This window comes from Salinibacterium sp. ZJ450 (assembly GCF_011751885.2).
Classification (GTDB): Bacteria; Actinomycetota; Actinomycetes; order Actinomycetales; family Microbacteriaceae; genus Ruicaihuangia.
This window is the reverse complement of sequence record NZ_CP061771.1, coordinates 2,371,848-2,388,634: the sequence shown is the minus strand read 5'-3', so window position 1 is coordinate 2,388,634 and position 16,787 is coordinate 2,371,848. Positions and strand designations below refer to the sequence as shown.

The following is a 16,787-nucleotide window of genomic DNA, read 5'->3' as shown; positions in this document are numbered from 1 at the left end:
GCAAGTGGTGCTTGAGCCACCTTGTCGTGCTTGAGCCAGCGCGCGGCGGCTCAAGCACGACAAACTGGATCAATCGGCGAACGGATGCCGCGACAGACGTTGCGCAACACGGCATCGCCGCAGCAGAGGAGGATGATCGCGCGTGGCCCAGCGCATTCTCTTCGTGTTCGCGCACCCCGATGACGAGTCCATCTCTGCCGGCGGCACCATCGCCACCCTCGTGGACGCCGGCAACGAGGTCACCGTGCTAACCCTCACCAGGGGTGAGCGCGGCGAGGTGATCCCCGCCGAGCTGCGGCATCTCGAGGGCAGCCCCGACCTGGCCGCGACGCGGGAAGCCGAGCTGGCCGAGGCCATGCGCGCGCTCGGCGTCACCGACCACCGTTTCCTCGGTGATGCCCAAGCCCGTTGGCGGGGCCTCCCGCCGCGCCGCTACGAGGATTCCGGCATGCGCTGGGGTGAGCACGGGGCGGAGCCGGCAGCCGAGATCTCGCCGACGTCGCTGTCCGCGGCACCGTTCACCGAGGTCACGGCGGATGTCGCGGCAGTGCTGTCCGACATCCGCGCCGACCTCGTGATCAGCGAGAACGAGAACGGTGGCTACGGGCATCCCGACCACATCATCGCGCACCGCGCGGCGCGGCTCGCCGCGGAGGTCGCCGGAGTCCGCTTCCTCGTCGCTGAACCGGTCGGCAACGGAATGCCGGACGACGTCCCCGCCGACGTCGTCCCCGCCGACGGTGATCCGGCCGACGGCGTCCTCGCCGCCGAACCCGTGCGTGACGCGATCCCCGCACACGCGATCCCCGCACACACGATCGCGATCGACGTGACCGCGGTGCTCGACCGCAAACGCGCGGCACTCGCCGCACACCGCACCCAGCTCATCGTCGACGACGACGGCTTTACTCTCTCCAACGGCGAACGCTTCCCGATCTCCCGCACCGAGCACTTCCGGCAGATCCTTGCCGGCGGCTCGACCGGCAACACCACTGCTGCGGCGCCCACCCGGACGCGGCGCTGGCCGGGGCTGCTGGCGGCATCCGTCGCCGCCCTGATCGGGGGAGCGGTCATCGGAGCACTCGGCACCGCCGTGCACCAGGCGATGCCGCCGCTCGGCATCAGCCTGTCGCTGGTGATGGTCGCCGCGGTGCTCGCCGGGCTGCGGGCCGTCGCCGACAGTCGCGTGGTCGCCACCGCCGGCGCGCTCGGGGTGCTCGGCGCGGTCGCGCTGCTGGCAACCTCTGGCGCCGGCGGATCGGTGCTGATCCCGGCCACCATCGAGGGTTACCTGTGGACGTTCGGACCCGCCGTGATCGCGTTCTTCGTGCTGGCCTGGCCGCGACTCCGGGCAACACCGGGCGTGAGTAGGATGGAAGACGTTCCCCGAGTAAAGGATCGTGCAACACCGTGACCTACGTCATCGCCCTGCCCTGTGTTGATGTGTTGGACCGCGCCTGCATCGACGAATGCCCCGTCGACTGCATCTACGAGGGCGACCGGATGCTGTACATCCACCCCGACGAGTGCGTCGACTGCGGTGCCTGCGAGCCGGTCTGCCCGGTCGAAGCGATCTACTACGAGGACGACCTGCCCGAGCAGTGGGCCGACTACTACAAGGCCAATGTCGAGTTCTTCGACGAGGTCGGCTCGCCCGGTGGCGCCGCCAAGGTCGGCAAGATCCACAAGGACCACCCCATCGTTGCCGCACTGCCCCCGCAGGCTGGCTAGTGCGGGCGCTCGACCTACCCGATTTTCCGTGGGATTCGCTGACGCCGTTTGCTGAGCGCGCCAGGGCGCACGCCGACGGTATCGTCGACCTGTCGGTCGGCTCTCCGGTTGACCCGACGCCCGACGTCATCCGCTCGGCTCTTGCCGACGCCACCGACGCGCACTCCTACCCGGCGACCGCCGGCAGCCCCGCCCTCCGCCAGGCCATCGTCGACTGGTACGCCCGCCGGCGGGGAGTGACCGGGCTGGAGCAGCGGCACGTGCTGCCCACCATCGGCTCGAAGGAGCTCATCGCGTCGCTGGCGCTGATGCTCGGCATCGAAGAGGGCGACGCGATCGTCTACCCCGCCACCGCGTACCCCACCTACGCGATCGGGGCCTCCCTGGCGCGGGCCACCCCGGTGCCGGCCGATGACCCGGCGACGTGGCCCGCGAACACCAAGCTGGTCTGGCTGAACAGCCCGGGCAACCCCGACGGCAGTGTGCTCGGCATCGAGCAGCTGCGCGCCGCCGTCGCCCGCGCCCGGCAGCTCGGCGCCATCATCGTCAACGACGAGTGCTACGCCGAACTCAACTGGGATGGCAACGAACCGACCCCGTCGATCCTCGACGACCGGGTGCTCGACGGCGACCGGCGCGACGTGCTCTCGGTCTACTCGCTCAGCAAGCAGTCGAACCTCGCCGGGTACCGTGCCGGTTTCGTCGCCGGCTGTTCCACGCGGATCCAGCAACTGCTGGGCGTGCGCAAGCATGCCGGACTGATGCCGCCCGCACCGGTGCAGCAGGCCATGGTCGCCGCGCTGGGCGATGACGAGCACGTGCGAGTGCAGCGCGAGCGCTACCGTGCCCGCCGCGACATCCTGAAGCCCGCCCTGGAGTCCGCCGGTTTCCGCGTCGATGCGAGCACGGCCGGCCTCTATCTGTGGGTGACCGAGGGTCGTGCGGCCTGGGAGACGGTGGGACGGCTGGCGGATGTCGGCATCCTGTGTGCTCCCGGCGTCTACTATGGCGACGACGAGTCGCAGCATGTGCGGCTGTCGCTGACCAGCAGCGACGAGCGGATCGGCGCAGCCGCCACCCGTCTTGGCGGTTTGCTCTAACCGAAACGCCGGACTTTTAGCGGATGCGACAGTTGTCTCTGACCTCACATAGGCTATTCGCGTGACTGAACTCGCTGACGACTCGCAGAAGGCCACTCTTCACTTTCCCGGGGGCACTGCGGAGTTCCCGATCGTTAAGGGCGTGGACGGCTCCTCGAGCATCGATATTTCGACCTTCAAGAAGCAGACCGGCTTCACCACCCTTGACCAGGGTTTTGTGAACACGGCCGCCACGAAGAGCGCCATCACCTATATCGACGGCGACGCGGGCATCCTGCGCTACCGCGGGTATGCGATCGAGGATGTCGCGAAGAACTCGACATTCCTCGAGGTGGCCTGGCTGCTGATCTACGGTGAGCTGCCCACCGCCGACGAACTCGCCGGGTTCGACGAGAAGATCCGTCGGCACACGCTGCTGCACGAAGACCTCAAGCGGTTCTTCGACGCCCTGCCTCACACCGCGCACCCGATGTCGGTGCTCTCCAGTGCCGTGTCGGCGTTGTCGACGTTCTACGAGAACTCACTGAGCGTGCACGACCCGGAGCAGATCGAGATCTCGACCATCCGACTGCTGGCCAAGCTGCCGGTGATCGCCGCGTACGCGCACAAGAAGAGCCTCGGCCAGGCCTTGCTGTATCCCGATAACTCTCTGAGCTTTGTCGACAACTTCCTGCGGCTGAACTTCGGCACCATGGCCGAGCCGTACGAGATCAACCCGGTCGTCAGCAAGGCGCTCGATCGCCTGCTGATCCTGCACGAAGACCACGAGCAGAACGCGTCGACCTCGACCGTGCGCCTGGTCGGATCCACCGAGGCGAACCTGTTCTCGTCGGTGTCCGCGGGCATCAACGCGCTATACGGGCCGCTGCACGGTGGCGCGAACGAGGCCGTGCTGAATATGCTCGGCGAGATCCGCGACTCCGGTGAGGGCGTCAAGCGCTTCATCGATCGCGTCAAGAACAAGGAAGACGGCGTGCGCCTGATGGGCTTCGGCCACCGGGTGTACAAGAACTTCGACCCGCGCGCCACCCTGGTGAAGGAGAGCGCCGAAGAGGTGCTCGCCGACCTCGGCGTGAAGGACCCGCTGCTCGATATCGCGATGCAGCTCGAAGAGGCGGCGCTGGCCGACGACTACTTCGCCGAGCGCAAGCTCTACCCCAACGTGGACTTCTACACCGGGGTCATCTACAAGGCGATGGGCTTCCCGACTCGCATGTTCACGGTGCTGTTCGCGATCGGCCGCCTGCCCGGCTGGATCGCGCACTGGCGTGAGGCCAACGCCGACACGGCAACCCGCATCGGCCGCCCGCAGCAGCTCTACACGGGCTCCCCGGCCCGCGACTGGCCCACGCAGCGCTAGGGCGCCGTGCGACAGGCGCGGCGCGAGCCCAACTTTAGCGCCGCGCTAGCCGCCGCGCGACAGCCTTCACCGAACGCTGTCAAAACGGCCGAGCGACCCCGCCGCGGCGGGAGCGCTCGGCCGTATTCGGCGCGCTCGCGCGAGGTGCCGCGACCACGCCTGCTGAGCGCCGCAGTTTCGGCCGAGCGCCGCGGTTTCGGCGGCGGCGCTCGTACGTTTCCGCGGCGCTCGCACCACCCGGTGCGGCGTCTCGCGCTCCGCATGCTCGCGTGACCAGAAGTTCGCGTGCGCTCGCGCTCGCGTGACCCAGCGCTCGCGTGACCTGGCGTTCGCGTAACCCGCCGCTCGCGACATCCGCGGCCGCGACATCCTTCAGCGAACGCTGCCAAAACGGCCGAGCGACCCCGCCGCGGCGGGAGCGTTCGGCCGTTTTCGGCGCGCTCACGCGAAGTGCCGCCTCCACGCCTGCTGAGCGCCGTAGTTTCGGCTGAGCGCCGCGGTTTCGGCAGCGGCGCTCGTACATTTCCGCGGCGCTCGCACCGCCCGGCGCTCGCACCGCCCGGCGCTCGCACCACCCGGTGCCGCACCTCGCGCTCCGCACGCTCGCGTCAGAAGCGCGCACCCCGACTACGCGTGCAGCGCCTCGTTCAGCACCACGCCGTGGCCCGAGCGCGACAGCACCTCGACGGCGCCGGTCAGCGAGTTGCGGCGGAACAGCAGCCCGGGAACACCGCTCAGCTCCACCGCTTTCACCGTGCGGTGTGGGGTGACCCCGTCCTCGATCAGCGACACCTTGGTGCCCGCGGTCACGTACAGGCCCGCCTCCACCACGGTGTCGTCGCCGATGGAGATGCCGATGCCAGAGTTCGCGCCGAGCAGCGCCCGCTGACCGATGACGACCTTCTCGGTGCCGCCGCCGGAGAGCGTGCCCATGATGGATGCGCCGCCGCCGATGTCCGAGCCGTTGCCGACCACGACGCCCTGCGAGATGCGGCCCTCGACCATGGAGGCGCCCAGGGTGCCGGCGTTGAAGTTGACGAAGCCCTCGTGCATCACCGTGGTGCCCGGCGCCAGGTGCGCGCCCAGCCGCACCCGGTTGGCGTCGCCGACGCGCACGCCGGCCGGGGTGACGTAATCCAGCAGGCGCGGGAACTTGTCGATCGACACGGTGGAGATCCCGGCGCGCTGCAGCTGCATGCGCCGTGCCGCGAAGTCATCCGGATGCACCGGTCCGGCGTTCGTCCAAACCACGATCGGCAGGTGCCCAAAGATGCCGTCGAGGTTGATGCTATTCGGCGTCACCAGCAGGTGGCTGAGCAGGTGCAGGCGCAGATAGGCGTCGGGAGTGTTCGCCGGGGGCGCGGACAGGTCGATCTCAACGGTGACGAAGTCCACGCGCACGTTGCGCCGCTCATCGGCGATCAGCTGGTCTTCGAACTCGGCGGGAGCGATATACGGGTCGACATCCGCCGGCCGGGAACCGAGTTGGGGGGAGGGGAACCAGGTGTCGAGAACGGTGCCGTTGGCGGCGATGGTCGCGAGGCCGTAGCCCCAGGCCGAAAGTGCAGTCATGCCTTCAAGGGTATCGACTGTGCCGGGTCGATAAACTTGCCCAGTGCCGATCATGGACCCCACCCTCCCCGTACTCGACGTGTACGCGTCATCCGTCGATATCACCCGTCAGCTGTGCGACATCGAGTCAGTCTCCGGCAACGAGCGCCACGTCGCCGACGCCATCGAGACCGCGCTGCAGGGCCTGCACCATCTCGAGGTCACACGCGACGGCGACGCGATCGTCGCCCGCACCACTCTCGGCCGCGCCCAGCGTGTGCTGATCGCCGGGCACATCGACACCGTGCCGCTGAACAACAACCTGCCGACCCGGTTCGAGACGATCGATGGCGTCGATTACCTGTGGGGTCGCGGTACGGCCGATATGAAGGCCGGATGCGGCGTGCAGCTCAAGCTCGCGGCGGAACTGGTGAACCCCACCGTCGACATCACCTGGATCTGGTACGACCACGAAGAGGTGGCCGAGGAGCTGAACGGTCTCGGCCGGCTGGCGCGGGTGCATCCGGAGCTACTCTCCGGCGACTTCGCGATCCTCGGCGAACCGAGCAACGCCGCCGTCGAGGGCGGCTGCAACGGCAACCTGCGCATCGAGGTGCGCACCTCCGGGGTTCGCGCGCACAGCGCCCGCTCCTGGGTGGGTCACAACGCCATCCACGACGTTGCGCCCATCCTCGCCACGCTCGCCGCCTACCAGCCGCGCTCGGTGGAGGTGGAGGGGTTGGTTTACCGTGAGGGCCTGAACGCGGTCGCCATCACCGGCGGCGTGGCCGGCAACGTGATCCCCGACGAGGCCGTGGTCACCGTCAACTACCGGTTCGCGCCCAGCCGCACCGCCGCCGAGGCGATCGAGCACGTGCGCGAGCTGTTCGCCGAGTACGAGCTGACCGTGATCGACGAGGCCGAGGGCGCCCGTCCGGGCCTCGACGCGGAGCTTGCCCAGCAGTTCCTGCGCGCCGTGGGCGGCGAGGCGAAGCCGAAATACGGCTGGACGGATGTCGCGCGCTTCTCTGCGCTCGGAATCCCCGCCGTCAACTACGGGCCCGGCGACCCGGTGAAGGCTCACGCCGACGACGAGCGAGTGCCGCTCGACCAGATCGTTGCGTGCGAGCAAGGCCTGCGTGCGTGGCTGACCGGCGCTTAGGACTGCTGCGTAGAATCCCGTGGTGGCTGCAGGTCGGCATCGTCTTCGCGCTGTCGCGCGTGGTCACCACCTCGATTCTCCTGTTCTACGCGGCCCAGCAGCCGCGGAACGCCTGGACGGCGGCGAGCCCCGACTACCTCGACTTCGCGATGCTCTGGGACAGCCACTGGTACTACATCGTGGCGATGTCGGGCTACCCCGACCAGTTGCCGATCACCGACGACGGACACGTCGGCGAGAGCGCGTGGGCGTTCATGCCGGTCTATCCAGCGCTGGTGCGGCTGCTGATGGCGGTGACCGCAGCCCCATACGACGTGGTGGCGGTGGCCGTCTCGGTGCTGAGCGCACTGGGCGCCGCGCTGATCTTCTACAAGCTGATGCTGCGGGTGTCGCACAACCACTCCACCGCGCTGTTCTCGGTGGTGCTGTTCTGCGTCGCCCCGTTGTCGCCGATTTTGCAGGTGGCGTACGCCGAGTCGCTGCAGCTGCTGCTGCTCGTGCTGTCGCTGCACTTGGTGCTGCAGCGGCGGTACCTGTGGCTGTTCCCGGTGGTCGCCGTGATGTCTCTCACCCGTCCCACCGGGCTGGCCTTCGCGCTGTTCCTGGCGCTGCACTGGGGATACCGCTGGTGGCGGCGAGAGAGCGAGCCGTTCCCGAGACGTGAGCTGGCGACATCCGGAATTCTGGCGATCTTCAGCGGTGTGATGGGCCTCGTCTGGCTGGTGGCGGCGTGGATGGTCACCGGCTCACTCACCGCGTACACCGATACGGAGCTGGCCTGGCGGGCGCCGTACATCGGCTACCAGCACCTGATCCCGTTCGCGGCGTGGATTCAGGGGGCGAATTGGTGGCTGGGGTTCCCGTTGGGGGTGGTGCTGCTGGTGATCGTGCTGATCGCCTTCACCCTGGTGATGCTGAGCCCCTGGGTGCGCCGGCTCGGGGTGGATCTGCGGCTGTGGGTTCTCAGTTACGCGCTGTATCTGCTGGCGGTGTTCTTCCCGCAGTCGAGCACGTTCCGGTTGCTGATGCCGATGTTCCCGCTGCTCGGCGCGCTCGCGCAGCCACGCTCGGTTCTCTACCGGACGGGCATGGTGCTGCTGTTTATCGCCGGCCAGATCGGCTGGGTGCACATCGCCTGGTGGGTGGACGGCGCGGATTGGACACCGCCGTGATTTACCTGATCAGCACTCATAGCCGATAGAATTAGGTATCCAACGAAAGGGGACTACACATGGCAGCCATGAAACCGCGGACCGGTGACGGACCAATGGAGGCTGTCAAGGAGGGTCGCCTGATTATCGTGCGCGTGCCGCTCGAAGGTGGCGGCCGCCTCGTTGTCTCGGTGAACGATGCCGAGGCCAAGGAACTCCATGACGCACTCGCCGGAGTCATCGCCGGCTAGGTTTCACGTCGGCGTGTGAGTCAACAGCGATTCACGCAAGACTGACAAGCCGGTGGCCCGAGCAACGCTCGCGGTCACCGGCTTTTGTCGTTGGGTCGGGTTAGTCGGCGACCTTGGTGAGCTGCAGCAGTCCGTCGCCGACCGGGGAGAGCGCGCTGATCACGGCGGGGGAGCCGGCGATCTCACTGAGCAGGGTGCGGAAGTCTGCCACGGTGTCATCGCGCTGGGCAGGGTCGGCAACCCGGTCGCGCCAGAGCGCGTGGGCGACCAGCACGGTGCCGCCGACGCGGGCCAGCCGCAGGCCGTGCTCGACGTACTCGATCACCGACTGCGGGTCGGCGTCGATGAAGACGATGTCGTACGAGCCCTCGTTCATGCGCGGCAGCACGTCGCGGGCGCGGCCGGTGATCAGCCGGGTGCGGGCGGCGGGGATGCCGGCCTCCGCGAAGGCCCGACGTGCGGTCTGCTGGTAGTCCAGCTCGGAGTCGATCGAGGTGAGCACCGCTTCCGGGGCACCCTTCAGTAGCCACAGGCCGCTGACGCCGAGTCCGGTGCCGATTTCCACGATGTTGGTGGCTGCCGTCGCCGCCGCGACCACGGCGATCTGCGCGCCGGTCGCCGGTGAGATCGCCTCGATGCCCTGCTCAAGCGAATGCTGACGCGCAGACACGATCTCGGGGGATTCGACGACGAGATCCTCGACGAACTTCCAGTTCAACTCTTTGTCAGACACGGGCGACTCCTCATTCCTTCCAAGGGTAGAGGGTGGCGTCCACCGAACCCGGCTATTCTGGGCGGGTGTTTGGGTTGACCTTCGAGAAGCTGCTGATCCTGGGCATCCTCGCTGTGTTCCTGCTCGGGCCGGAACGACTGCCGTATTACGCAGGCAAGCTGGGCGAACTGATTCGCCAGCTGCGACGGATGGCCGACGGCGCCAAGGACCGCATGCGTGAGGAGATGGGGCCGGAGTTCGACGACGTCGACTGGAAGAAGCTCGACCCGAGGCAGTACGACCCGCGCCGCATCGTGCGCGAGGCGCTGATGGATGACGACGGCCCTGCGACCTCGACGGCCGCGCCCGCGGTGGTCGCTCCCGCCGCCGCCACCATCCGAGAGTCGGCGTACGCGCAGCGGCAGCGGTTCCTGCGGGAGGGCAAGCCCGCCCCATACGACGACGAGGCCACCTAGGCCGGAGGCCGCAGCCGGTCGAGCTCGCGCCCGTTGGTCGGGTTCACGCCCGCTGGTCGAGCGCACGCCCGTTGGTCGAGCTTGTCGAGACCCTGGCCCGCGCAGAACGGCAGCGTTTCGCGACGCCACGCCGTGCGACGGCGGTGAAACGCGGCGTGTCACCGCGAATCGCTGCCGTTCTGTGCACGCCTGCCGCGACAGTCTGGCCACCATCTGTCGCGCGGTCGCGCAGCCGCGGCGGTCGCGCGGTCGCGCCGCCGCCGTCAGCTGACGCTGAAGCCCAGCTTGCGCCCGGCGAGGTTGCGGCCGCGGGTGGCCAGCACGTCGGCGACCGCGCTGATCGCCGCTGCGGCGGGATCTGACGGGTCGGCGAGCACGATGGGCGCCCCCGCGTCGCCACCGGCGCGCAGCGCCACGCTGAGCGGCACAGAGGCTAGCAGCGGCACGTCCAGACGGCGGGCGGTCTCGGCGCCGCCGCCCGAGCCGAACAGGTCGAGGACGCTGCCGTCGGGCTGCGTCAGCCCTGCCATGTTCTCCACCACGCCGAGCACGCTCTGCCCGGTCTGCCGCGCGACGAGGCCGCTACGCTCCGCGACATCCGCCGCCGCCGGTTGAGGAGTCGTGACGACCAGCACCTCGGCCTGCGGCAGCAGCTGCCCGATCGAGATCGCGATGTCTCCGGTGCCAGGCGGCAGGTCGAGCAGCAGCACGTCGAGGTCACCGAAGTACACGTCGGTGAGGAACTGCTGGATGGTGCGGTGCAGCATCGGCCCGCGCCAGGCGACCGCGGTGGAGGAGCCGTCGACGAACATGCCGATCGAGATCACCTTCACCCCGTGCACCACCGGCGGCAGGATCATGTCGTTCACCTGGGTGGGCTTGGCGCCCTCGATGCCGAGGATGCCGGGGATCGAGAAGCCGAACACGTCGGCGTCCACCAGCCCAACCGCCAGCCCGCGGGCTGCGAGGGCCACCGCGAGGTTGGCGGTGAGGGTAGATTTGCCGACCCCGCCCTTGCCGCTGGTGACCGCATAGATGCGGGTGAGCGAGTCCGGGCCGAACTGCAGCGTCTTCGGCCGGCCGCCGCGCAGCTTCGCGGTCAGCGCCTCGCGCTGCCCCTTGGTCATCACGGTCACGTCGACGTCGACGCTGCTGACGCCGGCCACCGCGGCGGTGGCCTGTCGCACGTCACGTTCGATGGTGTCGGCGGCGGGGCATCCGACGATCGTCAACATCACTCCAACGGATGCCGCGCCATCCTGCACCCGGATGTCGCCGACCATGTCGAGCTCGGTGATCGGTTTGCGGATCTCGGGGTCAAGCACGCGGGTGAGGGCTTGGCGGATGCGCGCCTCAACGTCGTTAGTCAACCGGCGTTTCCTTCTTGTCCCGTTCGTCGAGCTCCTCGAGCAGTGCCTTCAGCTCGGCACGGATGAAATCCTTCGACGCGAGATCGCGCACGGCAAGCCGCAGCGACACTACCTCGCGGGCCAGGTACTCGGTGTCGGCCAGGTTGCGCTCGGCGCGCTGGCGGTCCTGCTCGATCTGCACGCGGTCACGGTCATCCTGGCGGTTCTGCGCGAGCAGCAGCAGCGGGGCCGCGTACGACGCCTGCAGCGACAGGATGAGCGTCAGCAGGGTGAAGTTGAGCAACCGCGGGTCGAATTGGGCTTCCGTCGGCGCGAGCGTGTTCCAGGTCACCCAGACCACGCAGAACACCGTCATGCCGATCAGGAACCACGGGGTCCCCATGCCACGAGCGAATGACTCGGTGAATCGGCCGAACCGGTCCCGGCGTCCGCCGAAGCGCGCCATGAACGGCGTGCGGAGACCCTTGGGGGACTCCATGCGCGAGTTGTTATCGTGACGGGCCACTGCCGGTCCTCCTTCCCTGTGCCGAGGGGTGTGGTCGTTTACTGGGGCGCGGACCGGGCTCGTCGTCAGCGCTGCGCCAGTCGTCTGGCAGCAGGTAGTCGAGCACGTCGTCGATGGTCACCACCCCGACCAGCCGGTGCGAATCGTCCACCACGGGCAGGGAGACCAGGTCGTAGGTCGCCAGTCGACGGGAAACCTCGGCGGCGCTCGTGCTGGTGTGCACCGCTTCCAGGCTCTGGTCGAGCAGCGTGCCCACCCGCTCGCCCGGCGGGTAGCGCAGCAGGCGCTGGAAGTGCACCATGCCGAGGAACCGGCCGGTGGGCGCCTCGTACGGCGGCAGGGTGACACAGACCGCCGCGCCGAGCGCCGGCGCCAGCTCGTGCCGCTGGATCAAAGCCAGCGCCTCCGCGACCGTGGCGTCGGCCGACACGATGATCGGCTCGGTGGTCATCAGACCGCCGGCGGTGTCAGCGTCGTAGGAGAGCAGCATCCGCACGTCCTCCGCCTCTTCCGGCTCCATCAGACCGAGCAGCACCTCCCCGCGCTCGTCGGAGAACTGGGCGAGCAGGTCGGCGGCGTCATCCGGTTGCATGTGGTCGAGCACGTCGGCGGCTCGCTTGTCGTCGAGCATGTTCAGGATGGCGACCTGGGCGGTCTCCGGCATCTCCTCGAGGGCGTCGGCGAGCCGGTCGTCTGATAGCTCCTCGGCGACTTCGTGGCGCCGTTCCTCCGGCAGGTCGAGCAGCGCGTTCGCAAGGTCGGCCGGTACCAGGTCGGAGTAGGTGGCGATCAGCTGTTCTGCGCTCTGCGACTCACCGGTCGCAGTCTCCTCGCGCACCTCGGTCCAGTCGGCGAACATCGTCGGTCCCTTGCCGAATGGCCCGCCGCTGGTGCGCGGACGGCGCACGAACAGCTGCGCGATATCCCATTCGCCCGAGGGGAGTTGTTCGATGGCGACATCCTCGATGGTTGCCTCGCCCGAGCCGTCGCGAAGCGCCACCCTCCGGCCGAGCAGTTCGGCGATCACTCGCACCTCGCCGCCGCGCTGCTCGAAGCGGCGCAGGTTGATCAGCCCGGTGGTGATGATCTGGCCGGAGCCAATGCTGGTGACCCTGCCGATCGACATGAACACGCGACGCTTGCCCGGCACCTCGACGATGAGACCCACCACACGGGGAGAGGCGTTCTTGCGGTAGACCACGAGCACATCGCGCACCTTGCCGACCCGGTCGCCCGCGGGGTCGAAAACGGAACACCCGGCCAATCGGGCGACGAAAACTCTGGTGCCGCTCACAGTGACAGGGTAGTCCGTTTGCCCGACACACTCGGTGAGGCCGGGCGGCCGCGACGCCGTTCAGCGGATCCCGGGCGGGTGGTGCGAGAATAGGTCAATGACCAATCAGAGCCCGTTTTCCCGCCGCGGAGCGACCACGCCGTCCCTGCCGCGAGGGGATGTGCTCGGCACCTACGAGACCTACGTCGAAGCTCAGAAAATCGTCGACCGGCTCGCCAAGGCCGACTTCGAGGTGAAGAAGCTGTCAATCATCGGCAACGACCTGAAGACCGTGGAACGGGTGACCGGCAAACTCAGCTACGGACGCGCCGCTTTGGCCGGTGCCGCCAGCGGCGCTTGGTTCGGTTTGTTCCTCGGACTGTTGCTGTTCATCTTCACGCCAACGCCGAACCTGGCGGTCGTGGCATCCGCCGCCCTGATCGGCGCCGGATTCGGGATGCTGTTCAACCTCGCCACCTACACGGTGAGCCGGCGTCGGCGTGACTTCACGTCGATGACCCAGGTGTTGGCCACGAACTACCAGATCCTGGTGGACCCGAACCTCACCGCGAAGGCTCAGGCCGCCCTGGAGCGGCCCGAGCCCACGAAGCACTAGCCCGACCTACCGGGCGGATGCCGCCAGCCAGGCTTCGATCTCGTCCGCGGTGCGCGGGATGCCGGCCGACAGGTTCTCGGCGCCGGTCTCGGTGACGAGGATGTTGTCTTCGATCCGCACGCCGATGCCGCGCATTTCGACCGGCACGGTGAGATCGTCAGGCTGGAAGTACAGGCCAGGCTCGATGGTGAACACCATGCCGGCTTCCACGATGCCGTCGTGGTACATCTCGCGACGCGCCTGGGCGCAGTCGTGCACGTCGAGGCCGAGGTGGTGGCTGGTGCCGTGCACCATGTAGCGGCGGTGGTACTGGTGATCCGGCTCGAGGGACTCCTCGGCGCTCACCGGCAGCAGGCCCCACTCGGCGGTCTTCGCGGCGATCACCTTCATCGCCTCGGCGTGGATGTCACGGAACCGGATGCCGGGCCGAACGATCGCGAGTGCGGCATCCGCTGCCTCCCTGACCGCCTCGTAGACCTTGCGCTGCACCTCGCTGAAGGTGCCGTTCACCGGGAAGGTGCGGGTGATGTCTGCGGTGTACAGGCTGTCGAGTTCGATACCGGCGTCAAGCAGCACCAGGTCGCCGTGCACGACGGGGCCGTCGTTGCGGGTCCAGTGCAGGATGCAGGCGTGCGGCCCGGACGCGGCGATGGTGTCGTAGCCGACCGTGTTGCCCTCGGCGCGGGCGCGGCGGTTGAACGTGCCCTCCACCAGGCGTTCGCCGCGCGGGTGCGCGATGATCTGCGGCAGGTCGGCCAGCACGTCGTCGAAGCCGAGCTGGGTCGCGGCGACGGCGTCGCGCATCTGGGCGATCTCGTAGTCGTCCTTGACCAGGCGCAGCTCGCTCGTGGCGCGGGCGAGCTCGTCGTCGCCGTCGGTCTCGGGGGAGGAGATGTCACTGGGATCGGCGGCGAGCAGCCGGCGGCCGTCGATGTGCTCGGTGATGGCGGTGTCGGCTTCCCGGATCACCAGGGTGTGCGCGTCGAGGTGCTCGAGCACGGCGGTGAAGTCGGCGAGGTTGGTGGTCGCGAGGCCCAGCTCGGTGGCCACGTGGGCGAGCGAGGGGCGGGGGCCGGTCCAGAACTCGCCGATGTCGGAGTTGGCGTAGAACTCGTCGGAGTCGCGGCCGGCGCTTTCCCGGAAGTACAGGGTGGCCTCGTGGCCGTTCGCGGTCGGCTGCAGCACCAGTACCGCGCCGGGCACGGTGTCGGAGGCCCAGCCGGTGAGGTGGCTGAACGCGGAGTGCGCGCGGTAGGCGTAGTCGGTGTCGTTCGAGCGCTGCTTCGCTGCGCCTGCCGGGATGATCAGGGTCTTGCCGGGGAACTGTGCCGAGAGGCTCGCGCGACGGGTGGCCGCGTACGCGGCCTGCTGGCGCGGCGACACCCGCGCCGGGGCCTGTTCCGCCCATCCGTCAGAGATGTAGTGCTTGAAGGTGTCGGACGCGGGAGTGGTCGAACGGTTTGACGTTGCGGGGGGAGCCTCGGTAGTGGAATCAGCCATACCTCTATCTTCTACCCTGCCTGCTGAAGCTTGACGACCAGCGGACGGTGGTCGCTGCCGAAGTCGTCGTGGGTGTCGATCACCCGCACCCCGGTCGCCACCCAGTCTGCGGTGGCCATGACGTGGTCGATCGGGGCGCCGACCAGCGCCGGGAACATGGTGGGCCAGGTGCCGACCGCGCCGTTGCCGGTGGCGGCGGCCGCGTCGGTGCAGGCGCCGAGGGTGGCGCCATCTACCCCGAGCCCGGTGAGGTGGTCGATGGTCGCGTTGAAGTCGCCGGCGAGGATCACGCTGCCGTCGCCGGTTGCGCACAGCCCGGCGAGCCACTGCAGGTCGGCGCGCCAGTTGCGCATCTGCTGCGGGATGGGCGACACCGGGTGCACCGACGCGATGGTCGGGCCGCTGCCATCGTCGGGGGTCGCCACTACCGTGGGCAGCACGCGAGTGTCGCCGATGTCCTTCCGCACCGTGTAGGTGCCGAGGTCAGGGCTGATCAGCAGCGTGGTGGACTGCGCCTTCAGCTCGTCGTCGAACGCGGTCGTGTGCACCCACATCGGCCGGCCGGCGGCACGCATCAGGTTGGCAACCTCGACGCCCATGTCCTTGGTGGTTTCCGGCAGCGCGATCACATCGGCCTGGTTCGCGACCGCGAGGTCGGCGATCGCCGCGGCGCCGGGGGCGTCGCCGAGGGTGTTCCAGGCGAGCACCGTCACGTCGGTGGGCGCGTCATCCGGCGCCGGGTTGCCGAACCCGCGGGAGGCCAGCACCACGGCGCTGATCAGTGAGAACACCACGAACAGTGTGGCGAGCGTGCCGAAGAAGCGGCGGGTGCGTCGGAAGGCCAGCGAAAGCACCAGCAGCAGCAGCGCGCCGATGGCTCCGGCGGCGACCGAGACGCTGCGCAACGACACCACCTGCGCGATGATCGGCGCCTGTTCCAGGTCGAACAGTTGCGGCCAGGCCAGGATCAGCAACAGCACCCCGACCGCCACGGTGATCACGGCGGAGAGGATGCGGGCGAACATGGCCCCCAGAGCATAACCGGATCGCCTGCACAACCGGTCACAGCGCACCGCCAATACGATGGGTGCATGCCGTCCTCCGCACATTCCCGGTCAATTGACCTGCACACGCACAGCAGCGTGTCGGATGGCACCGAGACTCCCACCCAGTTGATCCGCTCGGCGCTGGCCGCGGGGCTGGACACGGTGGCGTTGACCGACCACGACTCCACGGCCGGGTGGGAGGAGGCCAGGAGCGCGGCATCCGGAACCGGTCTGATGGTGATTCCCGGCATGGAGCTCAGCACCCGCGTGCAGTTCGCGAGCGTGCACGTGCTCGGCTACCTATTCGATCCCGCCAATGCGGCGTTGATCGCCGAGACGGCCCGGATTCGCAGTGGCCGGCTGCACCGCGCGGAACGCATCGTGCAGCGCCTCTCGGCCGACTTCGAGCTCACCTGGGACGATGTGCTCGCGCAGTCAACCGAGGGGGCGACGATCGGGCGCCCGCACATCGCCGACGCGCTGGTGGCGCGCGGACACGCCCCGAACCGTAGTGCCGCCTTCGCCAGCATGCTGCACTGGAAGAGCGGATACTACGAGCCGCACTATGCTCCCAGCCCGCTCGCCGGCATCCGGATGATCACCGAGGCCGGGGGAGTGGCCGTGCTGGCGCATCCCGGCACCGGCGGCCAGCGGGCCGTCGTGCCGGAAGCCGAGCTGCGGGAGCTGATCGCCGCGGGACTCGCCGGCCTCGAGATCGGACACCGGGAGAACACGGAGGCCGGCAAGGCCGTGTTGCGCCGCTACGCCGAGACCTACGACCTGATCGTCACCGGATCAAGCGACTACCACGCCGACGGCAAACCGAACCGGCTGGGCGAGAACACCACCGCGCCGGACCAGCTGGAGCGCATCCTGGCCCTGGCGAGCGGGTCGGAGCCCTTCGCCGGGTAATTCGCGCCGGCTGCGGCATCGCACGCGCCGAGGGGAAAGCGCGGAGGGGAGGCCAAAACCTCGCGGTTGTG

17 protein-coding genes are annotated in these 16,787 nt (G+C 68.7%); 10 read left to right on the top strand and 7 right to left on the bottom strand.

Translation table 11 applies throughout. The annotated features are described in order from the left end of the window. The first annotated feature begins 142 nt into the window (after window positions 1-142). The 4 genes from HCT51_RS11475 (at window position 143) to HCT51_RS11460 (ending at window position 4,191) form a co-directional block, all read left to right on the top strand. A complete protein-coding gene (locus tag HCT51_RS11475) occupies window positions 143-1,414 on the top strand; it encodes a DUF6113 family protein (protein WP_166874261.1) in 1,272 nt (423 codons plus the stop codon). After that, window positions 1,411-1,731, top strand: coding sequence for a ferredoxin (fdxA, locus tag HCT51_RS11470; protein WP_166874258.1), 321 nt, complete (start codon window positions 1,411-1,413; stop codon window positions 1,729-1,731). Before HCT51_RS11475 ends, fdxA begins: the two co-directional genes overlap by 4 nt. Further along, window positions 1,731-2,831, top strand: a complete 1,101-nt coding sequence (dapC, locus tag HCT51_RS11465) for a succinyldiaminopimelate transaminase (RefSeq protein ID WP_166874255.1) — start codon at window positions 1,731-1,733, stop codon at window positions 2,829-2,831. Before fdxA ends, dapC begins: the two co-directional genes overlap by 1 nt. Window positions 2,832-2,892: 61 nt before the next feature. Further along, a complete protein-coding gene (locus HCT51_RS11460; protein ID WP_166874251.1) occupies window positions 2,893-4,191 on the top strand; it encodes a citrate synthase in 1,299 nt (432 codons plus the stop codon). A 627-nt stretch (window positions 4,192-4,818) separates the two neighbouring features. Here the strand turns inward: HCT51_RS11460 and dapD are convergent. Further along, on the bottom strand, window positions 4,819-5,763 hold the full coding sequence (gene dapD / locus HCT51_RS11455; protein WP_166874248.1) for a 2,3,4,5-tetrahydropyridine-2,6-dicarboxylate N-succinyltransferase: 945 nt from the start codon (window positions 5,761-5,763) through the stop codon (window positions 4,819-4,821). A 52-nt stretch (window positions 5,764-5,815) separates the two neighbouring features. On the opposite strand from dapD, the gene dapE reads away from it, so the two are divergent. From dapE to HCT51_RS11440, 3 genes are read left to right on the top strand one after another with little or no spacing between them, the layout of a single operon-like run. Beyond that, entirely contained in the window at window positions 5,816-6,904 is a 1,089-nt protein-coding gene (dapE, locus tag HCT51_RS11450; protein ID WP_166874651.1) for a succinyl-diaminopimelate desuccinylase, read from the top strand. Continuing rightward, on the top strand, window positions 6,886-8,076 hold the full coding sequence (locus tag HCT51_RS11445; protein WP_224760462.1) for a mannosyltransferase family protein: 1,191 nt from the start codon (window positions 6,886-6,888) through the stop codon (window positions 8,074-8,076). Before dapE ends, HCT51_RS11445 begins: the two co-directional genes overlap by 19 nt. Before the next feature lie 59 nt (window positions 8,077-8,135). Further along, complete coding sequence (locus HCT51_RS11440; RefSeq protein WP_166874244.1) at window positions 8,136-8,306, top strand: DUF3117 domain-containing protein; 171 nt, start codon at window positions 8,136-8,138, stop codon at window positions 8,304-8,306. A 100-nt stretch (window positions 8,307-8,406) separates the two neighbouring features. On the opposite strand, the gene HCT51_RS11435 is transcribed toward HCT51_RS11440, so the two are convergent. Then, window positions 8,407-9,039 carry an O-methyltransferase gene (locus HCT51_RS11435; protein WP_166874241.1) on the bottom strand — a complete coding sequence of 211 codons (633 nt, stop codon included), beginning with the start codon at window positions 9,037-9,039 and terminating at the stop codon, window positions 8,407-8,409. 65 nt (window positions 9,040-9,104) lie between these two features. Between HCT51_RS11435 and HCT51_RS11430 the strand changes: the two genes are divergently transcribed. Further along, window positions 9,105-9,494, top strand: a complete 390-nt coding sequence (locus tag HCT51_RS11430; protein WP_166874238.1) for a sec-independent translocase — start codon at window positions 9,105-9,107, stop codon at window positions 9,492-9,494. Window positions 9,495-9,757: 263 nt separating this feature from the next. Here HCT51_RS11430 and HCT51_RS11425 read toward each other — a convergent pair whose 3' ends face one another. Genes HCT51_RS11425 through HCT51_RS11415 form a run of 3 tightly spaced genes read right to left on the bottom strand, consistent with a single transcriptional unit; the run spans window position 9,758 to window position 12,663 of the window. Continuing rightward, the gene (locus HCT51_RS11425; RefSeq protein ID WP_166874235.1) at window positions 9,758-10,864 is read right to left on the bottom strand and encodes an Mrp/NBP35 family ATP-binding protein; all 1,107 of its coding nucleotides are present in this window, start codon (window positions 10,862-10,864) and stop codon (window positions 9,758-9,760) included. Then, a complete protein-coding gene (locus tag HCT51_RS11420; RefSeq protein WP_370626819.1) occupies window positions 10,857-11,369 on the bottom strand; it encodes a DUF1003 domain-containing protein in 513 nt (170 codons plus the stop codon). The genes HCT51_RS11425 and HCT51_RS11420 overlap by 8 nt, the downstream gene beginning before the upstream one ends. Beyond that, on the bottom strand, window positions 11,353-12,663 hold the full coding sequence (locus HCT51_RS11415) for a magnesium transporter MgtE N-terminal domain-containing protein (protein ID WP_166874232.1): 1,311 nt from the start codon (window positions 12,661-12,663) through the stop codon (window positions 11,353-11,355). The genes HCT51_RS11420 and HCT51_RS11415 overlap by 17 nt, the downstream gene beginning before the upstream one ends. A gap of 97 nt (window positions 12,664-12,760) precedes the next feature. Here HCT51_RS11415 and HCT51_RS11410 point away from each other — a divergent pair, with 97 nt between their 5' ends. After that, window positions 12,761-13,258 carry a YflT domain-containing protein gene (locus HCT51_RS11410; RefSeq protein WP_166874229.1) on the top strand — a complete coding sequence of 166 codons (498 nt, stop codon included), beginning with the start codon at window positions 12,761-12,763 and terminating at the stop codon, window positions 13,256-13,258. 6 nt (window positions 13,259-13,264) lie between these two features. Here the strand turns inward: HCT51_RS11410 and HCT51_RS11405 are convergent, their stop codons facing one another. Both HCT51_RS11405 and HCT51_RS11400 read right to left on the bottom strand, forming a co-directional pair. After that, a complete protein-coding gene (locus HCT51_RS11405) occupies window positions 13,265-14,758 on the bottom strand; it encodes an aminopeptidase P family protein (protein WP_166874226.1) in 1,494 nt (497 codons plus the stop codon). Between the two features lie 11 nt (window positions 14,759-14,769). After that, entirely contained in the window at window positions 14,770-15,783 is a 1,014-nt protein-coding gene (locus HCT51_RS11400) for an endonuclease/exonuclease/phosphatase family protein (RefSeq protein WP_166874223.1), read from the bottom strand. A gap of 66 nt (window positions 15,784-15,849) precedes the next feature. On the opposite strand from HCT51_RS11400, the gene HCT51_RS11395 reads away from it, so the two are divergent. Further along, the gene (locus HCT51_RS11395) at window positions 15,850-16,716 is read left to right on the top strand and encodes a PHP domain-containing protein (protein ID WP_166874220.1); all 867 of its coding nucleotides are present in this window, start codon (window positions 15,850-15,852) and stop codon (window positions 16,714-16,716) included. Window positions 16,717-16,787 lie beyond the last annotated feature (71 nt).